Origin of the sequence: Pseudomonas frigoris (assembly GCF_047758635.1) — a bacterium.
Lineage (GTDB): Bacteria > Pseudomonadota > Gammaproteobacteria > Pseudomonadales > Pseudomonadaceae > Aquipseudomonas > Aquipseudomonas frigoris.
In genome coordinates this window covers 2,245,256-2,263,595 of sequence record NZ_CP180479.1, presented here as the reverse complement: position 1 = coordinate 2,263,595, position 18,340 = coordinate 2,245,256, and the positions used below count along the sequence as shown (strand labels likewise).

The window sequence follows — 18,340 nt, the reverse complement described above, 5'->3', positions numbered from 1 at the left end:
GTCAGCGTTTGGCGCACTTGCAGCCCTTGCTGGCACATTCTTCGCCATGTTCGTGGTGCTTGGCGCAGGCTTCACAGCAATAGTGCTTGCCGTGGCGCGCGATCGGATGTTCGCCCAGTTTGCAGGAGCATTTTGGGCAGTCGCAGATACTTTCACTGTCGATCATGAGTCTGACTCCAGGGTTATGGTCGTCTGGTGCCGCCGATGTGCACCGTCTTACCAGTGTAGGAGCTGCCGCAGGCTGCGATCTTTTGATCTTGCTTTTGAAACAAAAAATCAAAAGATCGCAGCCTGCGGCAGCTCCTACATGAGGGTCAGCGTTATGCCTGCCGGGTACTGCTGCGATACATGAACAGCAACGCCAACGCGAGACACACCATCGCCAGCATCCGGCTACTCGACAACTCGATCGCCGGGTTGCCCAGCCAGCCGAAGTTATCGATCAGGATCCCCATCCCCAGTTGCCCGACGATCACCGCCACCGTCGCCACTGCCGCGCCGACCCGCGGCACCGCGCCAACCATCACCATCATGTACACCACTCCGAACAGTGCACCGCTGAGCTGCCATTTCGGCACGTCCAGCAAACTCACGGCATGTGCCGGTTCGAAAAACAGAATCAGCAACCCGGTGGTCACGGCACCGACCACGAAGGTCAACAAACTGCTGCGCAACACGCCCACCGTTTCGCCCAACCGCCCATTGATCGCCGCCTGAACACTCAATACCGCACCGGCCGCCACGACCACCGCCAACAAAATAATCAGATTCATCATCAACCCCGAGCGATCAGAACAAGTGCCGCGACAATCAGCAGCAAGGCCAGCCAGCGTTCACCGTTGACCTTCTTGCGGGTGGCGCCGAACCAGCCGAAGTGGTCGATCAACACGCTTTTGCCGACCTGCCCGGAGAGGATTGCGATCATGGTCATGGCAATGCCGATGTGCGGCGTGGCCAAGGTCAGCACGATCACGTACATCGGCCCCAAAAACCCGCCGATCAACTGCCAGCGCGGCAGCTCATTCAAGGCCGGTCCCTGTTGCCGACCGCTGAACAGCAACAATAAAAACAGAATCGCCGAGCCGACACCGAAGATGCTCAAGGTCGCCCACAAGTGCCCGACCTGAACCCCGAGCGGCCCGAGCAAACCGGCCTCCACGGACAGGCCCATGCCGGCCAGAATCACCAGCGGCAGCAGCAACAGTCGCAGCCCCGGTTGGGTGGTCGGCGTGGCGACAACGCCAACGTCGTCGATTGAAGAAGATTGCATAGAGAAACACCTGCCAGTCATCAGATAAAACACGGGACCTTGTGGGCGCGAGCTTGCTCGCGAAAGCGGTGTGTCAGTCGATACAAATATTGGCTGGAAGACCGCTTTCGCGAGCAAGCTCGCTCCCACAGGGTTTTGTGTTCTCAGTGGAATAGGCGCGCATTATCGGCTGGCGATCCTTTGCGATAAATGGGAGCATCCTGACAACACTTTTGCGTAACTCGCACAGCAGGATTCGTCATGCATGGCCTCAACGAACTGGGATTCAAGGCACTTCGGCTGTTTGTAGCGGTGCTGGACCACGGCAGTTTTTCCGAAGTCGCCCGCCGCGAAGGCCTGGCACCCTCTTCGATTTCCCGGCAGATCCAATTGATGGAGCAAGCCCTGAGCCAGCAATTGCTGTATCGCCACACCCGCGCCGTCTCGCCCACCGAAGCCGGGCGCATGCTCGGTCATCACGCGCGGCTGGTGCTGGTGCAACTCGAAGAGGCCGAACAGGCCTTGCAGGAACAGCAAAGCGAACCGAGCGGACTGGTGCGGATCAATGCGCCAGTGGTGTTTGGCCAACGGCACTTGACGCCGTGGCTGGGACGGCTCTGCGAGCGCTACCCGAAACTGCAACTGGATATCCAGCAGACCGACAGCTACGTCGACCCGCTACAGGAAGGCGCCGACCTGCTGTTTCGCATCGGCCCGCTGCACGATTCGAGCATGCAGGCGCGGATTCTGGCGCCCCATCGTTTTCAAGTCGCCGCGAGCCCGGCCTATTTGGAACGTCACGGCACGCCGCAACATCCCGAAGAACTGGCCGCGCATCAGTGCCTGGCCTACAAGGGCGTGACCGGCCAGCAGCGCTGGTTTTTCCGCAAGGATCAGCAGGACTGGACACCTTGGTCGGTGAAGGGGCCGATCACCGGCAACCACGCCGACACCCTGACCCAAGCCGCCGAACAAGGCTTGGGGCTGGTGATGTTTCCGTCGTGGCTGATTGGTGAGGCGGTGCGCAATGGCACGCTGGTGCCGGTGCTGGGGGCGTATCAGGTGTCCAACAGCCTTGAGCCGCAGCAGATTGCGGTGCTGTGGCCCGGCAGCCGACGGTTGTCGGTGAAGGTGCGGACGGTGATTGATTTTTTTGTCGAGTGTTTTGGAACGGTGCCCTACTGGGACAGACCGTAATGTCTGTCGGCACCACAACCCCTGTGGGAGCGAGCTCGCTTGTATGTTTAGACTTGAAGGGGTGGGCGGGACTAAAAGCTCGATTCTGACTCTGACCAGTACAGACCGTGGGAGACTTCTCGTCCCGCCCTTTCTACCCAAAGCGCCGATAAGGAATTCATCGGTAAAACCGACGATAGAGGCAAGCCAGCGCAACGGTAGACCCCGACAAGCTCTTAAACCCTAGCTCCGAGGATTCGTCATGACAATCCTTACTTCGCAGACGGTTGTTGGCATCGATATCGCCAAGGCTGAAATAGTTATCTATCGCTCCGACCTGCAAACCACTGACGCCATCAAGAACGATCGAACAGCCCTTAAACGCTGGCTTAAAACATTGCCCGCCCAAAGCGCTATCGCCGTTGAAGCCACCAACATCTACCACCTGGACACTGTCGAGTTGGCCCATGCGATGGGTCACCAGGTCTATGTCGTGGATGCTTATCGGGTGAGCAACTATCGCCGCGGCATCGGCCAGCGAGCCAAGAACGATCCCTGCGATGCCCGTCTGCTGGCGCGTTATTTGACGAACGAACAAGACGGACTGCGGATCTGGAGCCCGCCACCCAAGGCCTACACCTCGCTGAAAAGCCTGCTCCACAGGCGTGCAACGCTAATCCAGAACCATGCCGGTCTGATGCTGAGCTGGGCCAATGAACCCTTGTTGAAGAAAGTGCAGACCGCCCAGCAAAAGGCCTTCAAGCAAGCGGATCAGGCCATTCAGAAACTGCTGCGCAAGGTCTGCAAAGAGGCGGGTATTGAAGAGAATATCGACCGCTGCAAAGCCATCGAAGGGGTTGGCGAACTGACTGCAACCGGGTTGGCGACGACCTTTATGCGCGGTGATTTTGCCAATAGTGATGCGTTCATCGCGTTTCTAGGGATGGACCTTACGGTCGATGACTCCGGGAAGAAGAACGGCCCCCGGCACTTGACCAAAAAAGGGGATCCGGAAGTACGCCGGTTGGCTTACAACGCCGCAATGGCAGCCTGTCGCTCAGCTAAATGGAAACCGTTTTACGAGTCATATTTGGCAAGAGGCTTCTCGAAAACCCAGGCATTGGTGGCCCTTGCCCGGAAACTCTGCCGGGTGGCATTTGCCCTGATGAAAAATCAGAGCAAATACCAGCCGGCCTGAAGTTGCGGGGTTGCCCTGCAACATAGAATCTCCCACAGGTTCAGTGCTTGCCTCCAATATTCGGTGAATAAAGTCAGATACGGAACTGCCCCACCAGTTTGCCCAGGCGCTGACCGAGGTCGGCGAGGCTGCGGGAAGTCTGGGCGCCGAGTTGGGTTTCGTCGGCGACGCTGTCCACGGCCACGGCGATCTGATGCACGCTGCGATTGATCTCTTCGGCCACGGCGGTCTGCTCTTCGGCGGCGCTGGCGATCTGCGCGTTCATCGAGTTGATGGTGCCAATCAGCTGGGCCATGGTATCGAGCGAAGCGCCGGCCTCGTTGGCCTGAGCCGAAGTGCCGTCGCCGGCCTCGCTGGAACGGCGCATCGCTTCCACCGCCGACTGAGTGCCGGCCTGCAAGCGATCGATCATGCCCTGGATTTCCTGGGTGCTGATTTGTGTACGACTGGCCAGCGCTCGAACCTCATCGGCCACCACGGCAAAGCCACGCCCGGCCTCACCGGCACGAGCGGCTTCAATGGCGGCGTTGAGTGCCAACAGGTTGGTCTGCTCGGCAATCGAACGAATCACCCCAAGCACGCTGACAATCGACGACACGTCTTTTTGCAAACTGTCCAGAGACACGCCACTGCTGCGAATGTCGTCCACCAATGCATGAATCTTTACAATGCTGCCGGCCACCACACGCTTGGCAGCCTGGCCTTCTTCGTCGGTCTGCTGGGCGGCCACCGCGGCGTTTTGAGCGCTTTTCGCCACTTCCTGAGCAGCGGCGGACATTTGGTTGATCGCCGTGGCGACCTGATCGGTCTCGTGACGCTGACGTTCCATGGCCTGATCCGAACGCTGGGCCTGATCGGAGACCTGATTCACCAGCCCGGTCAGTTGCGAGGTCATTTCGGTGATCTGGCGCACCAGGCCGTGGATCTTGTCGACAAAACGGTTGAACGAGCCGGCCAGTTCGCCGAGCTCGTCCTGGCTGGTGATGGTCAGGCGACGCGTCAGGTCGCCCTCACCCGCCGCGATGTCATCGAGGTTGGCTTTCATCAGGTTCAGCGGACGCAGGATGGTGTTGGCCAGCAGCATCCCGGCGGCGGCAATCACCAACAGCACCACGGCAGCAATCCCGACGATGCTCAGCACCACGCCTTGCATGCGCTCCTGGACCTTGATTTCGACCAGTGCCACTTGGGCTTCGATGCCGTCGAGGTTGACCGACGTACCGACCGCCATGTCCCACTTCGGCAGGTATTCGGTGTAGCCCAGTTTCGGCACCAGCACTTGGGTGTTGCCGGGCAGCGGTGAGCTGTATTGCAGATAGTGGGTGCCGTCCTTCGCGACTTTCACCAGGTCGCGGTTGACGTAGACGCCGTTCGGATCGCGGTTGTCCTTGAAGCTCTGGCCCACGCCTTCAGGGCTGTTGGCCTTGAACAGGCGCACGGTGTTGGAGTCGTAGCCGAAGAAGTAGCCGTCCTTGCCGTAGGTGATGCTCGACAGCAACTTGACCACTTGGGCCCGCGCCGCGTCATCACCGGGGGCGGCCGCATCGTACAGCGGTTTGATCGTGGTCATGGCCACGGCGACGTAGCTTTGCAGCGTCGCCTTGGCATCGCTGAGCAGGCGCTGGCGAGTTTCCTCGACTTCCTTGCGGGCCTGCTCCTGCAGAATGAACAACGTGGTCAGGCTGATGACCAGCGCAAAGAGCAACACCGGGAGGACGGCAAGGGACAGGACTTTAGCCTTCAGGCTCATGCGCATGACGGTTCACTCTTTTGATTTTATTGGCGTGGTTAAAGGCTTTAACGGCACGCCAGGCCAAAAGTTGAGTGAAGGGTCACCCGAATCAAATGTGGGAGCGGGCTTGCTCGCGAAAGCGGTATGTCAGTCACATCAATGCTGGATGTGCCGCCGTCTTCGCGAGCAAGCCCGCTCCCACATTTGTTCCGGGTTGACCAGTGAGCAATGGGTTACAAGACCATCGCCGCCACCCAGCCGAACGCCAGCAGCGGCAGGTTGTAGTGCAGGAAGGTCGGGACCACGGTGTCCCAGATGTGGTGATGCTGGCCGTCGATGTTCAGGCCCGAGGTCGGGCCGAGGGTCGAGTCCGAGGCTGGCGAACCGGCGTCACCCAAGGCGCCGGCAGTCCCAACGATACAAACAATGGCAATCGGGCTAAAGCCCAGTTGCACGCACAACGGCACAAAAATCGCTGCCAGGATCGGCACTGTGGAAAACGACGAACCGATGCCCATGGTCACCAACAGTCCGACCAGCAACATCAGCAACGCGCCAATGCCTTTGCTGTGATCGATCCACGAGGCCGAGGCCTCGACCAGTGTCTGCACCTGACCAGTGGCTTTCATCACCTCGGCAAAACCGGACGCGGCGATCATGATGAAACCGATCATCGCCATCATCTTCATGCCTTCGGTGAACAGATCGTCGGTTTCACGCCACTTCACGATCCCCGACACCGAAAAAATCAGAAAGCCAGCCAACGCACCGATGATCATCGAATCCAGCAACAGCTGAATGATGAACGCCACCGCAATGGCCAGACCGGCGACCATCAGGCTCAGCGGGTTGTACTGCACCGCGACCTGTTCGACTTGCTCGATCTTTTCCAGATCGTAGACGCGCTTCTTGCGGTAGCTGACAAACGCTGCCGCGAGCCCGACGAACATGCCCAATGCCGGAATCCCCATGGCATGGGTGACGTTGATGCCGCTGATGTCCACACCACTACGGGCGACGTTGGCCAGCAGGATTTCATTAAGGAAGATGTTGCCGAAGCCCACGGGCAAGAACATGTACGGCGTAATCAAGCCGAAGGTCATGACACAGGCAATCAACCGGCGGTCCAGTTGCAGCTTGGTCAGCACATATAACAGTGGCGGCACCAGCAGTGGAATAAAGGCGATATGTATCGGCAGAATGTTCTGCGAAGCGATGGCCACCACCCACAGCAAACCGATCAACAGCCATTTGACCTGACGGCCACCGCTGACGTGCTGACGGTCGACCATCAGCAAGGCTTTGTCTGCCAGGGCATGCGCCAGGCCGGACTTGGCAATGGCCACGGCGAAAGCGCCGAGCAATGCGTAGGACAACGCGACCGTCGCGCCGCCACCAAGGCCGCTGTTGAAGGCTTTCAATGTTGCCTCGATGCCCAGGCCACCGGTCAAACCACCCACCAGGGCGCCCACGATCAGCGCGATTACAACGTGCACGCGGGACAGGCTGAGGATCAGCATGACGCCGACCGCGGCAATTACAGCATTAATCATCGTTACCTCAAGGCAAACGGAAAGAGTCCGGCCGGCAGTCTGCAAAGAGCCGCCAGCGGATTAAATGAGAGGGTTTTATTAGAGGGCGCGCACTGTGCCGGACCGCTGCCACCTTGTCAAAGCCAACGCAAATCCCCGTAGGAGCTGCCGCAGGCTGCGATCTTTTGATCTTCCGGCGCCATCAAGGACGTAAAGATCAAAAGATCGCAGCCTTCGGCAGCTCCTACAGGGAGAAATGGTTATTCGTCAGGGATCATAAAGAAAGCCGAATCGCGGCCGTTACAGTGCAAAGTCTCAGATATTTATCGAATAAAGGACGTCTCCATGTCGCTCAGACAACTTTCCATTCAATGGAAAATCACCCTGCTGGCCGGGCTGTGCCTGGCCGGCATCGTGACCCTGCTGGTGGGTCTTTCGCTGTATCGCATGGAGCACAGCTCCGAGATGGTGAAAGCATCCAGCATGGAGATGCTCACCGAAGCGGCCCAGGCCCGGATCGAATCCCAGGGTGAAAACCAGGCGCTGGGCATTCGCCAGCAGTTCATGGACGCCTATCAATATGGCCACGGCTTTTCGCGCCAGGTGCTGTTCCTGCGCGACCAGGCCGAGAAGCGCTTTCTCGATGCCTTTGACCTGCGTGAAGACCTGACACGTCAGGTCAAGTCGGCCCTGCAAGCCAACCCGGACCTGCTCGGCCTCTCGCTGGTGTTCGAAGCCAACGCGCTGGACGGTAAGGACGATCTGTTCGCCGGCCAGGCCGAGTTGGGCAGCAACGACAAGGGCCGTTTCGCGCTCTATTGGTCGCAGCCGACACCGGGTAAGGTGACGTTGATGGCGCTACCGGAAAGCGACATGGCCGACACCAGCACCGGCCCCAGCGGCGAACCGGCCAACGCCTGGTTCACCTGCCCGCGCACGACCCTCAAGCCCTGCGTGATCGAACCCTACTTCTACGTGATCGACGGCCAGAACGTGCTGATGACTAGTATCGTTTTCCCGCTGATGGTCAACGGCAAGGTCATCGCTTCGCTGTCGGTGGACATCAACCTCAACAGCCTGCAAGCCGTAAGCCAGGGTGCGAGCAAGAAGCTCTATGATGGCCAGACCAACGTCAGCATCATCAGCCCGGTCGGCTTGCTGGCCGGTTACAGCCCGGACGCCAGCAAGCTCAGCCAGCGCCTGGACACCGTGGACAAGACCAACGGTGCCGAGCTGATCCGCATGCTCGCCGCCAGCAGCAAGACCGAAAGCCTGCACAACAATCAACAACTCAAAGTGCTGTCGCCGTTCCAGCCGATTCCCGGTGGCAAGTCCTGGGGCGTGTTGCTTGAGGTGCCGGAGAAAGTCCTGGTCGGCCCCGCTGAAGCGCTGAAAAAACAACTCGATGAAAGCAACACCGCCGGCACCCTGGTCGAACTCGGCCTGGGTGTGCTGGCCGCGTTGATTGGCCTGTTGCTGGTGTGGCTGATGGCCCGCAGCGTGACCAGGCCGATCCTGGGTGTGGCGCACATGCTCGAAGACATTGCCAGCGGTGAAGGCGATCTGACCCGCCGCCTGGCCTACGACAAGCAGGACGAACTCGGCCAATTGGCCGGGTGGTTCAACCGCTTCCTCGACAAGCTGCAACCGATCATCGCCGAGGTCAAACGCTCGGTGCAGGACGCGCGCAGCACGGCGGATCAGTCGTCCGCCATCGCCACCCAGACCAGCGCCGGCATGGAACAGCAATACCGTCAGGTGGATCAGGTCGCTACCGCTTCCCACGAAATGAGCGCCACCGCTCAAGACGTAGCTCGCAGTGCAGCGCAAGCGGCACAGGCGGCGCGGGATGCGGATCAGGCCACCCGTCGCGGTCTGACCGTGATCGACCGCACCACCGCCAGCATCGACAACCTCGCCGCCGACATGAGCGCGGCGATGGTCCAAGTCGAAGGCCTGGCGGCCAACAGCGAGAAGATCGGTTCTGTGCTGGAAGTGATTCGGGCCATCGCCGAACAGACCAACCTGCTTGCGCTTAACGCCGCCATCGAGGCCGCTCGCGCCGGTGAGGCCGGACGCGGTTTTGCCGTCGTGGCCGATGAAGTGCGCAACCTGGCACGCCGGACCCAGGAGTCTGTCGAAGAAACCCGTCTGGTGATCGAGCAGTTGCAGACTGGCACTCAGGACGTGGTCGGCTCGATGAACAACAGCCATCGTCAGGCTCAGGGCAGTGTCGAACAGGTGGGTCAGGCGGTGACGGCGCTACGCCAGATTGGTGAGGCGGTGACGGTGATCAGCGACATGAACTTGCAGATCGCCAGTGCCGCGGAAGAGCAAAGCGCGGTGGCTGAGGAGATCAACAACAACGTGGCGACGATTCGGGATGTGACGGAGTCGTTGTCGGGGCAGGCCAATGAATCGGCGCGGGTGAGTCAGTCGCTCAATAGCCTGGCGAATCAGCAGCAGAGTTTGATGGATCAGTTCCGCGTTTAACGCAGTTATTGCGTCCTCTGAAGATCAAAATGTGGGAGCGGGCTTGCTCGCGAATGCGGTGTGTCAGCAACAGCGATGTCGACTGACACACCGCATTCGCGAGCAAGCCCGCTCCCACAGGGTACTCAGCGTTTGGGTAATTGGATGACTACCTTCAGGCCGCCCCACTCGCTTTCCTGCAGCTTCAATACCCCGCCCCACGTATCAACGATATCGCGCACAATCCCCAATCCCAACCCATGCCCATCCGTTTGTTCATCAAGCCGCGTACCCCGGCTGAACACCTGATCGCGCTTGTCTTCGGGAATCCCCGGCCCATCGTCTTCCACGCTTAACTCAAACCCATCGGCGGACTCGACCACGCTCAACCGAACCTCGGCATCCGCCCATTTGCTGGCGTTGTCCAGCAAGTTACCGAGCAGTTCAAGCAAGTCCTCGCGATCCCAAGGCAGTTGCAAACCGGCCGGTGCACGGTAGCTGAGATCAAGATGCTCACCATGAATCATGTTCAACGTCGCCAGTAACCCAGGCAATTCCACATCGCAATCAAACAACGCCCCCGGCAACGCATCGCCGGATAACCGGGCGCGATTGAGTTCGCGATTGAGTCGCTGCTGGACCTGTTCCAGTTGCGCCTTAATCACCTTGCGCAGTTCCGGCTGCGCATCGAGCTTCTCGCTTGAGGCCAGGCTCAACAATACCGCCATCGGGGTTTTCAAGGCGTGGCCGAGGTTGCCCAGCGCATTGCGCGAACGCTTGAGGCTGTCTTCGGTGTGCGCCAGCAAATGGTTGATCTGCGCCACCAGCGGTTCAAGCTCTACCGGCACCTGATCATCGAGCTGTGAGCGCTGGCCCTGCTGCAACTGGGCGATCTGTTCGCGCGCCTTTTCCAGCGGGCGCAAGGCGCGGCGCACGGTAATGCGTTGCAGCAGCAGAATCAGCAGCAGTCCCGTCAGCCCAAGGCCCAATCCGACTTGACGCATGCGCTGGAAACTCTCGCGCACCGGCGTGTAATCCTGGGCCACGCTGATGGAAATCGATTGGCCGAGCCGTCGATAGTCTGAACGCAGCACCAGCAGTTGCTGCCCTTCCGGCCCCAATTCCAGGTTGCTGTGCAGGCCGGCATGGTCGAGGTGCGGCAGTTCCTGATCCCACAGCGAACGGGAGCGCCAATGGCTGTCGGCAAAATCGATGCGGAAGTAATGCCCGGAAAACGGTCGCTGATAGGCCGGCGACAGGTGTCGCTCATCCAGCTGCAAACCCTGCGGCCCGCGCACCAGCGCCACCAGCAGGTTTTCGCTGTCGTTGCGCAGCCCGGCTTCAAGGTAGCTCTGCAAGCCCAGCTCGAAACACCATAGGCTGATTTGCGCCAGCGCCAGGCCGACGATCACCATCACGCTGATCAACCCCAGACTCAAACGGCGCTGGATCGACCTCACCGGGCTTGTCCGCCGAACAGGTAACCCTGGCCGCGACGGGTTTCGATGACGCTGCGCCCGAGTTTGCGCCGCAGGTGGTTGACGTGGACTTCGAGCACGTTGGAGTCGCGCTCGGTTTCACCGTCGTAGAGGTGTTCGGCGAGGTGGCTTTTGGAAAGAATCTGCTCGGGGTGCAGCATGAAATAACGCAGCAGGCGGAATTCAGCGGCGGTGAGCTGGATGTCGGCGCCATCGCGGGTCACGCATTGGCGGCCTTCGTCCAGGTGCAACCCGGCAGCCTTGAGCGTCGGCTGGTTGGCATGGCCGTGGGAACGGCGCAACAGCGCCTGGACGCGCAAGTGCAGCTCTTCGGGGTGGAAGGGCTTGGTCAGGTAATCGTCGGCGCCGGCCTTGAGACCTTCGATCCGTTCGGCCCAGGAATCACGGGCAGTGAGGATCAGCACGGGCGTGGACAGGCCAGCGGCCCGCCATTGAGTCAGCACCTCGAGCCCTGGCAAACCCGGCAGGCCGAGGTCGAGGATGATCAGGTCGTAAGGCTCGCTGCTGCCCTGATACACCGCGTCGCGACCGTCGGCCAGCCAGTCCACGGCGTAACCCTGCCGATTGAGGCCGGCCATCAGTTCGTCGGCCAGCGGCACATGGTCTTCCACCAGAAGCAAACGCATCGATCAATTTTCCTTGTCTTTCAGTAACTGGCCGGTGGTGGCGTCAAGGTCCAGTTCGCGGACAGCACCTTCGGTGGTCAGCAACTCGACTTCATACACGTAGACCTCGTGTTTCTCTTCAAGCTCGGCTTCCAGCAATTTGGCCCCGGGATAGCGGTCCAGAGCTTGCTGCAACAGCTGCTCCAGCGGCAGGATCACCCCCGTTTGACGCAGGCGCAGGGCTTCGTCCTGATCCAGGTCGCGGGCCATGACCACCGAGCAAAAAACCAGAAGCGCCAGAGCCATTCGACCGCTCACGCGCCGCTTTGAAACAGAAAGCACCTTCATTACGTATCCTGATGATCCTTGAGAATCTGCCCGCTGACAGCGTCCAATTCCAGATCCCACTCAATGCCCTGAGGGTCGCGCAATTCCACCTGATAGATGTACTTGCCGTACTCTTCTTCCAGCTCGGTTTCGGTGATCCTGGCGCCGGGATGTTTGGTCAGAGCGGTGGCGTTGAGCTTCTCGAAAGACACAATGGTACCAGCGTCGCGCAGTCTCAGGGCTTCATCGGGACCGAGGTCGCGAGCGTGGGCGATGCTGGCGGTCATGCCGATGATGGACGCGGTGAACAGGGCAGTCAGGGTTCTCATGGGGTGTCTCCGTATTTTTTTATGTGTTGCCTATGGGGTGCACCTTAACGGGGCGAACTTAACTGAAACTGAATTGCCATCATCAGGAGTGGCACCTCGATATCGCAGAGCTGCGCAAAACCTGTGGGAGCGAGCTTGCTCGCGATAGCAATTGTCCATTCACTACTTGTGTGACTGCCAGGCCGCCATCGCGAGCAAGCTCGCTCCCACAATGATCGTGCATGTCTATAATCCCCCGCTTGCCTGCATTCGAGACCGGTATGACCGCTATCCACATCAAGTTCCCCTCACTGACCCTCAAGGCCGGCCCTCGCGCCTTGGCACGCATCCGTGAAAACGGTTTGAGCGCCGCCGATGTCGGCACGCTGCCGGGTGCCGCCGGTGGCCCCAAGGCGTTGGGGATTCAAGGTCTGGACCTGGCGTTGTTCGGTGAATGGCTGCCGGCGGCACCGCGAGAGCGCTCGTTGATCGGTGCGTCGGTGGGTTCCTGGCGCTTCGCCAGCGTTTGTCTGCCGGATGCCGCCGAAGGTATCCGCCGCCTCGGTCACCTCTACGCCGAGCAGAACTTCGCCAAGGGCGTGACCATGGCGCAGATCAGCCAGAGCTCTCGGCGCATGCTCGATGAGCTGCTTGACGGCCGCGATGCTTCGATTCTGGACAACGCCCATTACCGACTGAACATCATGGTGGTCAAAAGCCACGGCCTGCTGGCGGACGATCATCGCGGCCGACTGGGGCTGGGCCTGTCATCGGTGATCGCCGACAACCTGCGTGGCCGGGCGCGCCTGTCGCGGCATTTCGAGCGGCTGATCATTCACGATCCGCGTCTGGCACCGCCGGTCAATGCATTGAACGATTTCCCCTCGCGCTTCGTTGCGCTGAATGCCGACAACCTGCGCCAGGCCTTGCTCGCGTCAGGCTCGATCCCGATGGTGATGGAAGGCGTGCGTGATCTGCCGGGTGCCGGTGCCGGGACGTTTCGCGATGGCGGTCTGCTGGACTATCACCTCGACCTGCCCTACAGCGGCAACGACATCGTGCTCTATCCGCATTTCACCGACCGGGTCATTCCCGGCTGGTTCGACAAGGCCCTGCCGTGGCGCCGCGCATGTCCCGCGCGTTTGCAGGATGTCCTGTTGCTGGCGCCGTCGAAGGATTACCTGGCGCGCCTGCCCTACGGCAAACTCCCGGACCGCAACGACTTCAAACGCTTCATGGGCGATGCCCCGAGCCGGCAGAAATACTGGCGCATGACGATGGATGAAAGCCGCCGCATGGGCGATGAGTTCCTCGAACTGGCTGCCAGCGGTCGCCTCGGGGAGCGCTTGCTGACCCTTTAGTCAGTGTTTTCCCGCAACGCCAAACGCAAACTGGTAAACTCGCCGCCTGCCCACATCGCCGCGGCGATCGCCACCTGACAGAGCTGAAATCACTGTGGAAATTTTCAAAGAGTTCACCTTCGAATCCGCCCACCGCCTGCCCCACGTACCGGACGGCCACAAGTGCGGCCGCCTGCACGGTCACTCGTTCAAAGTGGCGATCCACCTGAGCGGCGACCTCGATCCGCACACGGGCTGGATCCGCGATTTCTCGGAAATCAAGGCGATCTTCAAGCCGCTCTATGAGCGCCTGGACCATAACTACCTGAACGACATTCCTGGCCTGGAAAACCCGACCAGTGAAGTGCTGGCCAAATTCATCTGGAAGGAATTGAAGCCTCTGCTGCCGGAACTCAGCGCGATCCGCATCCACGAGACGTGCACCAGTGGCTGCATCTATCGCGGTGAGTAAAAACACCCGATTGAAAAGAACCACCGGCGACGGTGGTTTTTTTATGCCTGTCGTTTCGCCGTCCTCCCCGGTACAGTCGGGCCTCATCCTTGGCTCAAAGGAACCCGTCCGATGTCGCTGCTTATTCGTCCCGCTACGCTTGAGGATATCGCGCAGATCGAGGCCATCGTCGAGGCGGCATACTCGCCTTACATCGAGCGCATCGGCCGCAAACCCGCACCGATGCTGGATGACTACGCCAGTCAAGTGCTGGCCAGGCGCGTCCATGTGCTCGCCCACGAGCAGACACTCAGCGGCTTTGTGGTGTTGATCGACACGGAAGAGTACTTGCTGCTGGACAACATCGCGGTCAGCCCGGCGGTCAAGGGGCAAGGTTATGGCCGTCAGTTGCTGGACTTCGCCGAACGCCACGCACTCGACGCGGGTTACCCATCGATCCGGCTGTACACCAACGAAGCCATGAGCGAAAACATTGCGCTGTACACCCGCCGAGGGTATGTCGAAACCCACCGGGTCGAAGAGAACGGCCTGCGCCGTGTGCACATGAGCAAATCGCTGGGTTGAGCCCACTAAAAAACTGTGGGAGCGAGCTTGCTCCGGGCGGCGCTCCGACGATGGCGGCCTGGCAGTCACATTGATGTTGAATGTGCAGACGCCATCACGAGCAGGCTCGCCCCCATAGGGACAGGCGTTTCGTCAGTGAATATAAAAACAGCCTTCAATGGCTGTTTTTTTATGCCTATGCTTTTTGGCTCCCCCACGCCAAGAGGACACCCGCAATGACTGACTGGCCGCTGCCTCAGACCTATCGCTTCAACGGGCACTCCGTTCGCTACGCCGTACGGGGCGACGGTCCGCCGTTGGTGTTCGTGCATGGCACGCCCTTCTCTTCTTATGTGTGGCACCGGATTGCGCCGCACTTCATCACCACGCATCGGGTGCATTACTTTGACCTGCTGGGTTATGGGCTATCGGAGAAAATCGAAGGCGATGTGTCGTTGGGTGTGCAGAACGACCTGTTGGCTCACTTGCTGGATCACTGGGGCCTGGAGCGACCAGACCTCGTCGCTCACGACTTCGGCGGCGCCACCGCCCTGCGTGCTCACCTGCTGAACGGCAAGGACTACCGCAGCCTGACGCTGATCGATCCCGTGGCGCTGACACCCTGGGGTTCGCCGTTTGTGCAGCATGTGCGTCAGCATGAGGCGGCATTCGGTGGCCTGCCCGATTACATTCAGCGGGCGATTGTGCCGACCTATATTCGCGGGGCGATCAAGCGCGAAATTCCCGATGCTGAACTGGCGCCGTATGTGCAGCCGTGGCTCGGCGATCCGGGGCAAGCGGCGTTCTATCGGCAGATTGCTCAGATGGATGAGCGTTACACCCGTGAGGCCGAAGGGCTGTACCCGACGATTCGTTGTCCGGTGCAGATTCTGTGGGGGGAAGATGATCAGTGGATTCCCATTGAACGTGGGCAGGCGTTGCATCAGATGATTCCGGGGTCGCGGTTTCAGGCGATTCCGAATGCCGGGCATCTGGTTCAGGAAGATGCGCCGGAAGCGATCGTCGCGGCGTTGCTGCGGTTTCTGCCGCAACACAAATCCCCCTGAAAAAACCGAATCAAATGTGGGAGCGGCGGTGCGGCGATCCGACTTGCTCGCGAAGGCGCTGGGGCAGTCGACCTCAGTGTTGAATGCTCAACCGCTTTCGCGAGCAAGTCGGATCGCCGCACCGCCGCTCCCACATGGGTTCTGTGTTCCTTCAGGTGCACCGCTTTCGTGCCCCTTTCCGCGCCAAGTCTCCCCGCTCGGCTATAAATAACTACACCACCCCACGCTTGGCACGACCACTGCAACACGCCCCCCGTCACTCATTCAGCAAGGAACGCCCCATGACGCAGAACGATCCCGGCAACGATTACCCCCTCAGCGAAGTCCCGATGCATGCCCGCAAAGGCCTGGCCTCAACGGCCATGGTGCTGCTGGGTTTCACCTTTTTTACCGCGACCATGTTTGCCGGCGGCAAGCTCGGTGTGGCGTTCAGTTTCGGCGAGATGATGGCGGTGATTATCGTCGGCAATCTGCTGCTGGGGATCTACGCCGCAGGCCTGGGTTACATCGCCTTCAAGAGCGGCCTGAATTCGGTGCTGATGGGACGCTTTTGCTTCGGTGAAGTGGGCAGCAAGCTCAGCGACCTGATCCTCGGTTTTACCCAGATCGGCTGGTACGCCTGGGGCACGGCCACTGCCGCCGTGGTGCTGGGCAAGTATTTCGAATTGAGCGAGGGCACCGTTCTCGGGCTGATGGTGCTGTTCGGCCTGGTGTTTTGCGCGACCGCGTATGTCGGTTATCGCGGCTTGGAGATTCTGTCGTACATCGCCGTACCGGCGATGATGTTGCTGCTGATGCTGTCGATGTGGGTGGCCACGGTGAAGGTTGGCGGGCTCGACGGTTTGCTCGCTGTAGTCCCGACGGGAACACTGGACTGGTCGACCGCCATTACTTTGGTGTTCGGCACCTTTGTCAGCGGCGCAACCCAGGCGACCAACTGGACGCGTTTCTCCCGTTCAGCGCGCGTCGCGGTGATGGCGAGCCTGATCGGTTTTTTCATCGGCAACGGCCTGATGGTGTTGATCGGTGCTTACGGTGCCATCGTCTACCAGCAACCGGATGTGGTCGAAGTGTTGCTGTTACAAGGCTTCGCCATGGCGGCGATGGCGATGTTGCTGCTCAATATCTGGAGCACCCAGGACAACACCATCTACAACTTCGCCGTCGCCGGTTGCAACCTGCTGCGCACCGGCCGTCGCAAAACCGTGACCCTGGCGGGCGCGGTGATCGGCACGTTGCTGGCACTGCTGGGCATGTACGACATGCTGGTGCCCTACCTGATTCTGCTGGGCACCGTGATTCCGCCGATTGGCGGCGTGATCATGGCGGACTTCTTCTACCGCTATCGTGGTCAATACCCACGTCTGGCCGATGCCCGGTTGCCGGCGTTTAACTGGTCCGGTTTGGCCGCCTACGCAGTCGGCACGGTCGCCGCGTTCAGCTCACCGTGGGTCGCGCCGCTGGTAGGGATTGCCGCTGCCGCGCTAACGTATGTGTTACTGACCGGCATGCTGGGTGCCCGTACTGCCAACGCACCATTACAAGATCTATAAAAGGATTCGCCTGATGCACATCATCAACGCCCGCCTGCGCAACCAAGATGGCCTGCATGAGTTGCACCTGGAAAACGGCCAGATCAGCAACATCGCCCGACAGACCGAAGCGCCGACCCTGGGCCCCGATGATCTGGACGCCGGCGGCAACCTGGTAGTGCCACCCTTCGTCGAGCCGCACATTCACCTCGACGCCACGCTCACCGCCGGCGAGCCGCGCTGGAACATGAGCGGCACGCTGTTCGAAGGCATCGAATGCTGGGGCGAGCGCAAGGTGACCATCACCGAAGAGGACACCAAAACCCGCGCCAAGAAAACCATCCAGACCCTCGCCGCCCACGGCATCCAGCACGTGCGCACCCACGTCGATGTCACCGACCCGCAGCTCACCGCGCTCAAGGCGATGCTCGAAGTGCGCGAGGAAAGCCGTCACCTGATCGACATGCAGATCGTTGCGTTCCCGCAGGAAGGCATCGAGTCGTACCGCAACGGTCGCGAGCTGATGGAAGAAGCGATCCGCATGGGGGCCGATGTGGTCGGCGGTATTCCGCATTTCGAGTACACCCGCGATCAAGGCGTGAGTTCAGTGAAATTCCTGATGGACCTCGCCGAGCGCACCGGTTGCCTGGTGGACGTGCATTGCGATGAAACCGACGACCCGCACTCACGCTTTCTAGAGGTGCTGGCCGAAGAAGCCCGCAGCCGCGACATGGGCTCACGGGTCACCGCCAGCCACACCACGGCCATGGGCTCTTACGACAACGCTTACTGCGCCAAACTGTTTCGCCTGCTCGGGCATTCAGGGATCAGTTTTGTCTCCTGCCCCACCGAAAGCATTCACCTGCAAGGGCGCTTCGACAACTTTCCGAAACGCCGTGGCGTGACCCGTGTCAACGAGCTGCTCGAAGCCGGGATGAACGTGTGTTTCGGCCAGGATTCGATCGTCGACCCGTGGTATCCGCTGGGCAACGGCAACATCTTGAGGGTGCTCGAAGCCGGCCTGCACATCTGCCACATGCTCGGGTACCGCAACCTGCAAAGCGCGCTGGACCTGGTCACCGACAACAGCGCCAAGGCCATGAACCTGGGTGATCGTTATGGACTGGAACGCGGGCGGCCTGCGAATTTGCTGATTCTGTCGGCGGACAGTGATTACGAGGTGATCCGCAGCCAGGGCCTGCCGCTGTATTCGGTGCGCGATGGCAAGGTGTTGATGAAGCGGCAGATGCCGGTGGTGGAATGGGCGGTTCAGCCCTAAATTCTCGCT

General features: G+C 60.3%; 16 protein-coding genes and 4 pseudogenes. 10 read left to right on the top strand and 10 right to left on the bottom strand.

Features of this window, described 5'->3' with window-relative positions; genetic code table 11:
* Position 1: 1 nt before the first annotated feature.
* The 3 genes from ACMXYH_RS10145 to ACMXYH_RS10135 all read right to left on the bottom strand — a co-directional run bounded on the left by ACMXYH_RS10145 (position 2) and on the right by ACMXYH_RS10135 (position 1,270).
* Positions 2 to 166: a metallothionein gene (locus ACMXYH_RS10145; RefSeq protein ID WP_129437072.1), complete on the bottom strand. Its 165-nt coding sequence runs from the start codon at positions 164 to 166 to the stop codon at positions 2 to 4.
* 154 nt (positions 167 to 320) lie between these two features.
* Positions 321 to 776, bottom strand: a complete 456-nt coding sequence (locus ACMXYH_RS10140; protein ID WP_415766999.1) for a DMT family transporter — start codon at positions 774 to 776, stop codon at positions 321 to 323.
* Positions 776 to 1,270 carry a DMT family transporter gene (locus ACMXYH_RS10135; RefSeq protein ID WP_129437074.1) on the bottom strand — a complete coding sequence of 165 codons (495 nt, stop codon included), beginning with the start codon at positions 1,268 to 1,270 and terminating at the stop codon, positions 776 to 778. The genes ACMXYH_RS10140 and ACMXYH_RS10135 overlap by 1 nt, the downstream gene beginning before the upstream one ends.
* Before the next feature lie 240 nt (positions 1,271 to 1,510).
* Between ACMXYH_RS10135 and ACMXYH_RS10130 the strand changes: the two genes are divergently transcribed.
* Together ACMXYH_RS10130 and ACMXYH_RS10125 are read left to right on the top strand one after the other, a co-directional pair.
* Positions 1,511 to 2,446 (top strand): LysR family transcriptional regulator, encoded by a 936-nt coding sequence (locus tag ACMXYH_RS10130; protein ID WP_415766998.1) that lies wholly within the window; start codon positions 1,511 to 1,513, stop codon positions 2,444 to 2,446.
* A gap of 241 nt (positions 2,447 to 2,687) precedes the next feature.
* Positions 2,688 to 3,649, top strand: a pseudogene (locus ACMXYH_RS10125) (IS110 family transposase).
* 47 nt (positions 3,650 to 3,696) lie between these two features.
* On the opposite strand, the pseudogene ACMXYH_RS10120 reads toward ACMXYH_RS10125, so the two are convergent.
* The 3 genes and pseudogenes from ACMXYH_RS10120 to ACMXYH_RS10110 form a co-directional block, all read right to left on the bottom strand.
* Positions 3,697 to 4,284 (bottom strand): annotated as a pseudogene (locus ACMXYH_RS10120) (methyl-accepting chemotaxis protein); the annotation flags it as partial.
* A 318-nt stretch (positions 4,285 to 4,602) separates the two neighbouring features.
* Positions 4,603 to 5,373 (bottom strand): annotated as a pseudogene (locus ACMXYH_RS10115) (cache domain-containing protein); the annotation flags it as partial.
* Positions 5,374 to 5,588: 215 nt separating this feature from the next.
* On the bottom strand, positions 5,589 to 6,905 hold the full coding sequence (locus tag ACMXYH_RS10110; RefSeq protein ID WP_165353304.1) for a Na+/H+ antiporter family protein: 1,317 nt from the start codon (positions 6,903 to 6,905) through the stop codon (positions 5,589 to 5,591).
* A 327-nt stretch (positions 6,906 to 7,232) separates the two neighbouring features.
* On the opposite strand from ACMXYH_RS10110, the pseudogene ACMXYH_RS10105 reads away from it, so the two are divergent.
* A pseudogene (locus tag ACMXYH_RS10105) lies at positions 7,233 to 8,522 on the top strand (HAMP domain-containing protein); the annotation flags it as partial.
* Between the two features lie 102 nt (positions 8,523 to 8,624).
* Positions 8,625 to 9,380, top strand: coding sequence for a methyl-accepting chemotaxis protein (locus ACMXYH_RS10100; RefSeq protein ID WP_371928225.1), 756 nt, complete (start codon positions 8,625 to 8,627; stop codon positions 9,378 to 9,380).
* Between the two features lie 125 nt (positions 9,381 to 9,505).
* Here the strand turns inward: ACMXYH_RS10100 and ACMXYH_RS10095 are convergent, their stop codons facing one another.
* From ACMXYH_RS10095 to ACMXYH_RS10080, 4 genes are read right to left on the bottom strand one after another with little or no spacing between them, the layout of a single operon-like run.
* On the bottom strand, positions 9,506 to 10,819 hold the full coding sequence (locus ACMXYH_RS10095) for a sensor histidine kinase (protein ID WP_415766997.1): 1,314 nt from the start codon (positions 10,817 to 10,819) through the stop codon (positions 9,506 to 9,508).
* Positions 10,816 to 11,484: a response regulator transcription factor gene (locus ACMXYH_RS10090; protein ID WP_134423528.1), complete on the bottom strand. Its 669-nt coding sequence runs from the start codon at positions 11,482 to 11,484 to the stop codon at positions 10,816 to 10,818. Before ACMXYH_RS10090 ends, ACMXYH_RS10095 begins: the two co-directional genes overlap by 4 nt.
* A 3-nt stretch (positions 11,485 to 11,487) precedes the next feature.
* Entirely contained in the window at positions 11,488 to 11,811 is a 324-nt protein-coding gene (locus ACMXYH_RS10085; protein WP_134423526.1) for a PepSY domain-containing protein, read from the bottom strand.
* Positions 11,811 to 12,119: a PepSY domain-containing protein gene (locus tag ACMXYH_RS10080; protein WP_129437081.1), complete on the bottom strand. Its 309-nt coding sequence runs from the start codon at positions 12,117 to 12,119 to the stop codon at positions 11,811 to 11,813. The genes ACMXYH_RS10085 and ACMXYH_RS10080 overlap by 1 nt, the downstream gene beginning before the upstream one ends.
* Before the next feature lie 260 nt (positions 12,120 to 12,379).
* Here ACMXYH_RS10080 and ACMXYH_RS10075 point away from each other — a divergent pair, with 260 nt between their 5' ends.
* The 6 genes from ACMXYH_RS10075 (at position 12,380) to codA (ending at position 18,331) form a co-directional block, all read left to right on the top strand.
* On the top strand, positions 12,380 to 13,459 hold the full coding sequence (locus ACMXYH_RS10075; RefSeq protein WP_415767669.1) for a patatin-like phospholipase family protein: 1,080 nt from the start codon (positions 12,380 to 12,382) through the stop codon (positions 13,457 to 13,459).
* Positions 13,460 to 13,553: 94 nt separating this feature from the next.
* Positions 13,554 to 13,910: a 6-carboxytetrahydropterin synthase QueD gene (gene queD / locus ACMXYH_RS10070; RefSeq protein WP_123451058.1), complete on the top strand. Its 357-nt coding sequence runs from the start codon at positions 13,554 to 13,556 to the stop codon at positions 13,908 to 13,910.
* A gap of 111 nt (positions 13,911 to 14,021) precedes the next feature.
* The gene (locus ACMXYH_RS10065; protein ID WP_129437084.1) at positions 14,022 to 14,474 is read left to right on the top strand and encodes a GNAT family N-acetyltransferase; all 453 of its coding nucleotides are present in this window, start codon (positions 14,022 to 14,024) and stop codon (positions 14,472 to 14,474) included.
* A gap of 215 nt (positions 14,475 to 14,689) precedes the next feature.
* Positions 14,690 to 15,520 (top strand): alpha/beta fold hydrolase, encoded by an 831-nt coding sequence (locus tag ACMXYH_RS10060; protein WP_415766996.1) that lies wholly within the window; start codon positions 14,690 to 14,692, stop codon positions 15,518 to 15,520.
* 281 nt (positions 15,521 to 15,801) lie between these two features.
* Positions 15,802 to 17,073 carry a cytosine permease gene (gene codB, locus ACMXYH_RS10055; protein ID WP_415766995.1) on the top strand — a complete coding sequence of 424 codons (1,272 nt, stop codon included), beginning with the start codon at positions 15,802 to 15,804 and terminating at the stop codon, positions 17,071 to 17,073.
* A 13-nt stretch (positions 17,074 to 17,086) separates the two neighbouring features.
* On the top strand, positions 17,087 to 18,331 hold the full coding sequence (gene codA / locus ACMXYH_RS10050; protein ID WP_415766994.1) for a cytosine deaminase: 1,245 nt from the start codon (positions 17,087 to 17,089) through the stop codon (positions 18,329 to 18,331).
* The last annotated feature ends 9 nt before the right edge of the window (positions 18,332 to 18,340 follow it).

What these genes read in the sequence shown, in the direction of transcription:
- ACMXYH_RS10145 (WP_129437072.1), bottom strand. Translation starts at nt 166, where the DNA reads ATGATCGACAGTGAAAGTATCTGCGACTGCCCAAAATGCTCCTGCAAA.
- ACMXYH_RS10140 (WP_415766999.1), bottom strand. Translation starts at nt 776, where the DNA reads ATGATGAATCTGATTATTTTGTTGGCGGTGGTCGTGGCGGCCGGTGCG.
- ACMXYH_RS10135 (WP_129437074.1), bottom strand. Translation starts at nt 1,270, where the DNA reads ATGCAATCTTCTTCAATCGACGACGTTGGCGTTGTCGCCACGCCGACC.
- ACMXYH_RS10130 (WP_415766998.1), top strand. Translation starts at nt 1,511, where the DNA reads ATGCATGGCCTCAACGAACTGGGATTCAAGGCACTTCGGCTGTTTGTA.
- ACMXYH_RS10100 (WP_371928225.1), top strand. Translation starts at nt 8,625, where the DNA reads ATGGAACAGCAATACCGTCAGGTGGATCAGGTCGCTACCGCTTCCCAC.
- ACMXYH_RS10090 (WP_134423528.1), bottom strand. Translation starts at nt 11,484, where the DNA reads ATGCGTTTGCTTCTGGTGGAAGACCATGTGCCGCTGGCCGACGAACTG.
- ACMXYH_RS10085 (WP_134423526.1), bottom strand. Translation starts at nt 11,811, where the DNA reads ATGAAGGTGCTTTCTGTTTCAAAGCGGCGCGTGAGCGGTCGAATGGCT.
- ACMXYH_RS10080 (WP_129437081.1), bottom strand. Translation starts at nt 12,119, where the DNA reads ATGAGAACCCTGACTGCCCTGTTCACCGCGTCCATCATCGGCATGACC.
- ACMXYH_RS10075 (WP_415767669.1), top strand. Translation starts at nt 12,380, where the DNA reads ATGACCGCTATCCACATCAAGTTCCCCTCACTGACCCTCAAGGCCGGC.
- ACMXYH_RS10065 (WP_129437084.1), top strand. Translation starts at nt 14,022, where the DNA reads ATGTCGCTGCTTATTCGTCCCGCTACGCTTGAGGATATCGCGCAGATC.
- ACMXYH_RS10060 (WP_415766996.1), top strand. Translation starts at nt 14,690, where the DNA reads ATGACTGACTGGCCGCTGCCTCAGACCTATCGCTTCAACGGGCACTCC.
- codB (WP_415766995.1), top strand. Translation starts at nt 15,802, where the DNA reads ATGACGCAGAACGATCCCGGCAACGATTACCCCCTCAGCGAAGTCCCG.
- codA (WP_415766994.1), top strand. Translation starts at nt 17,087, where the DNA reads ATGCACATCATCAACGCCCGCCTGCGCAACCAAGATGGCCTGCATGAG.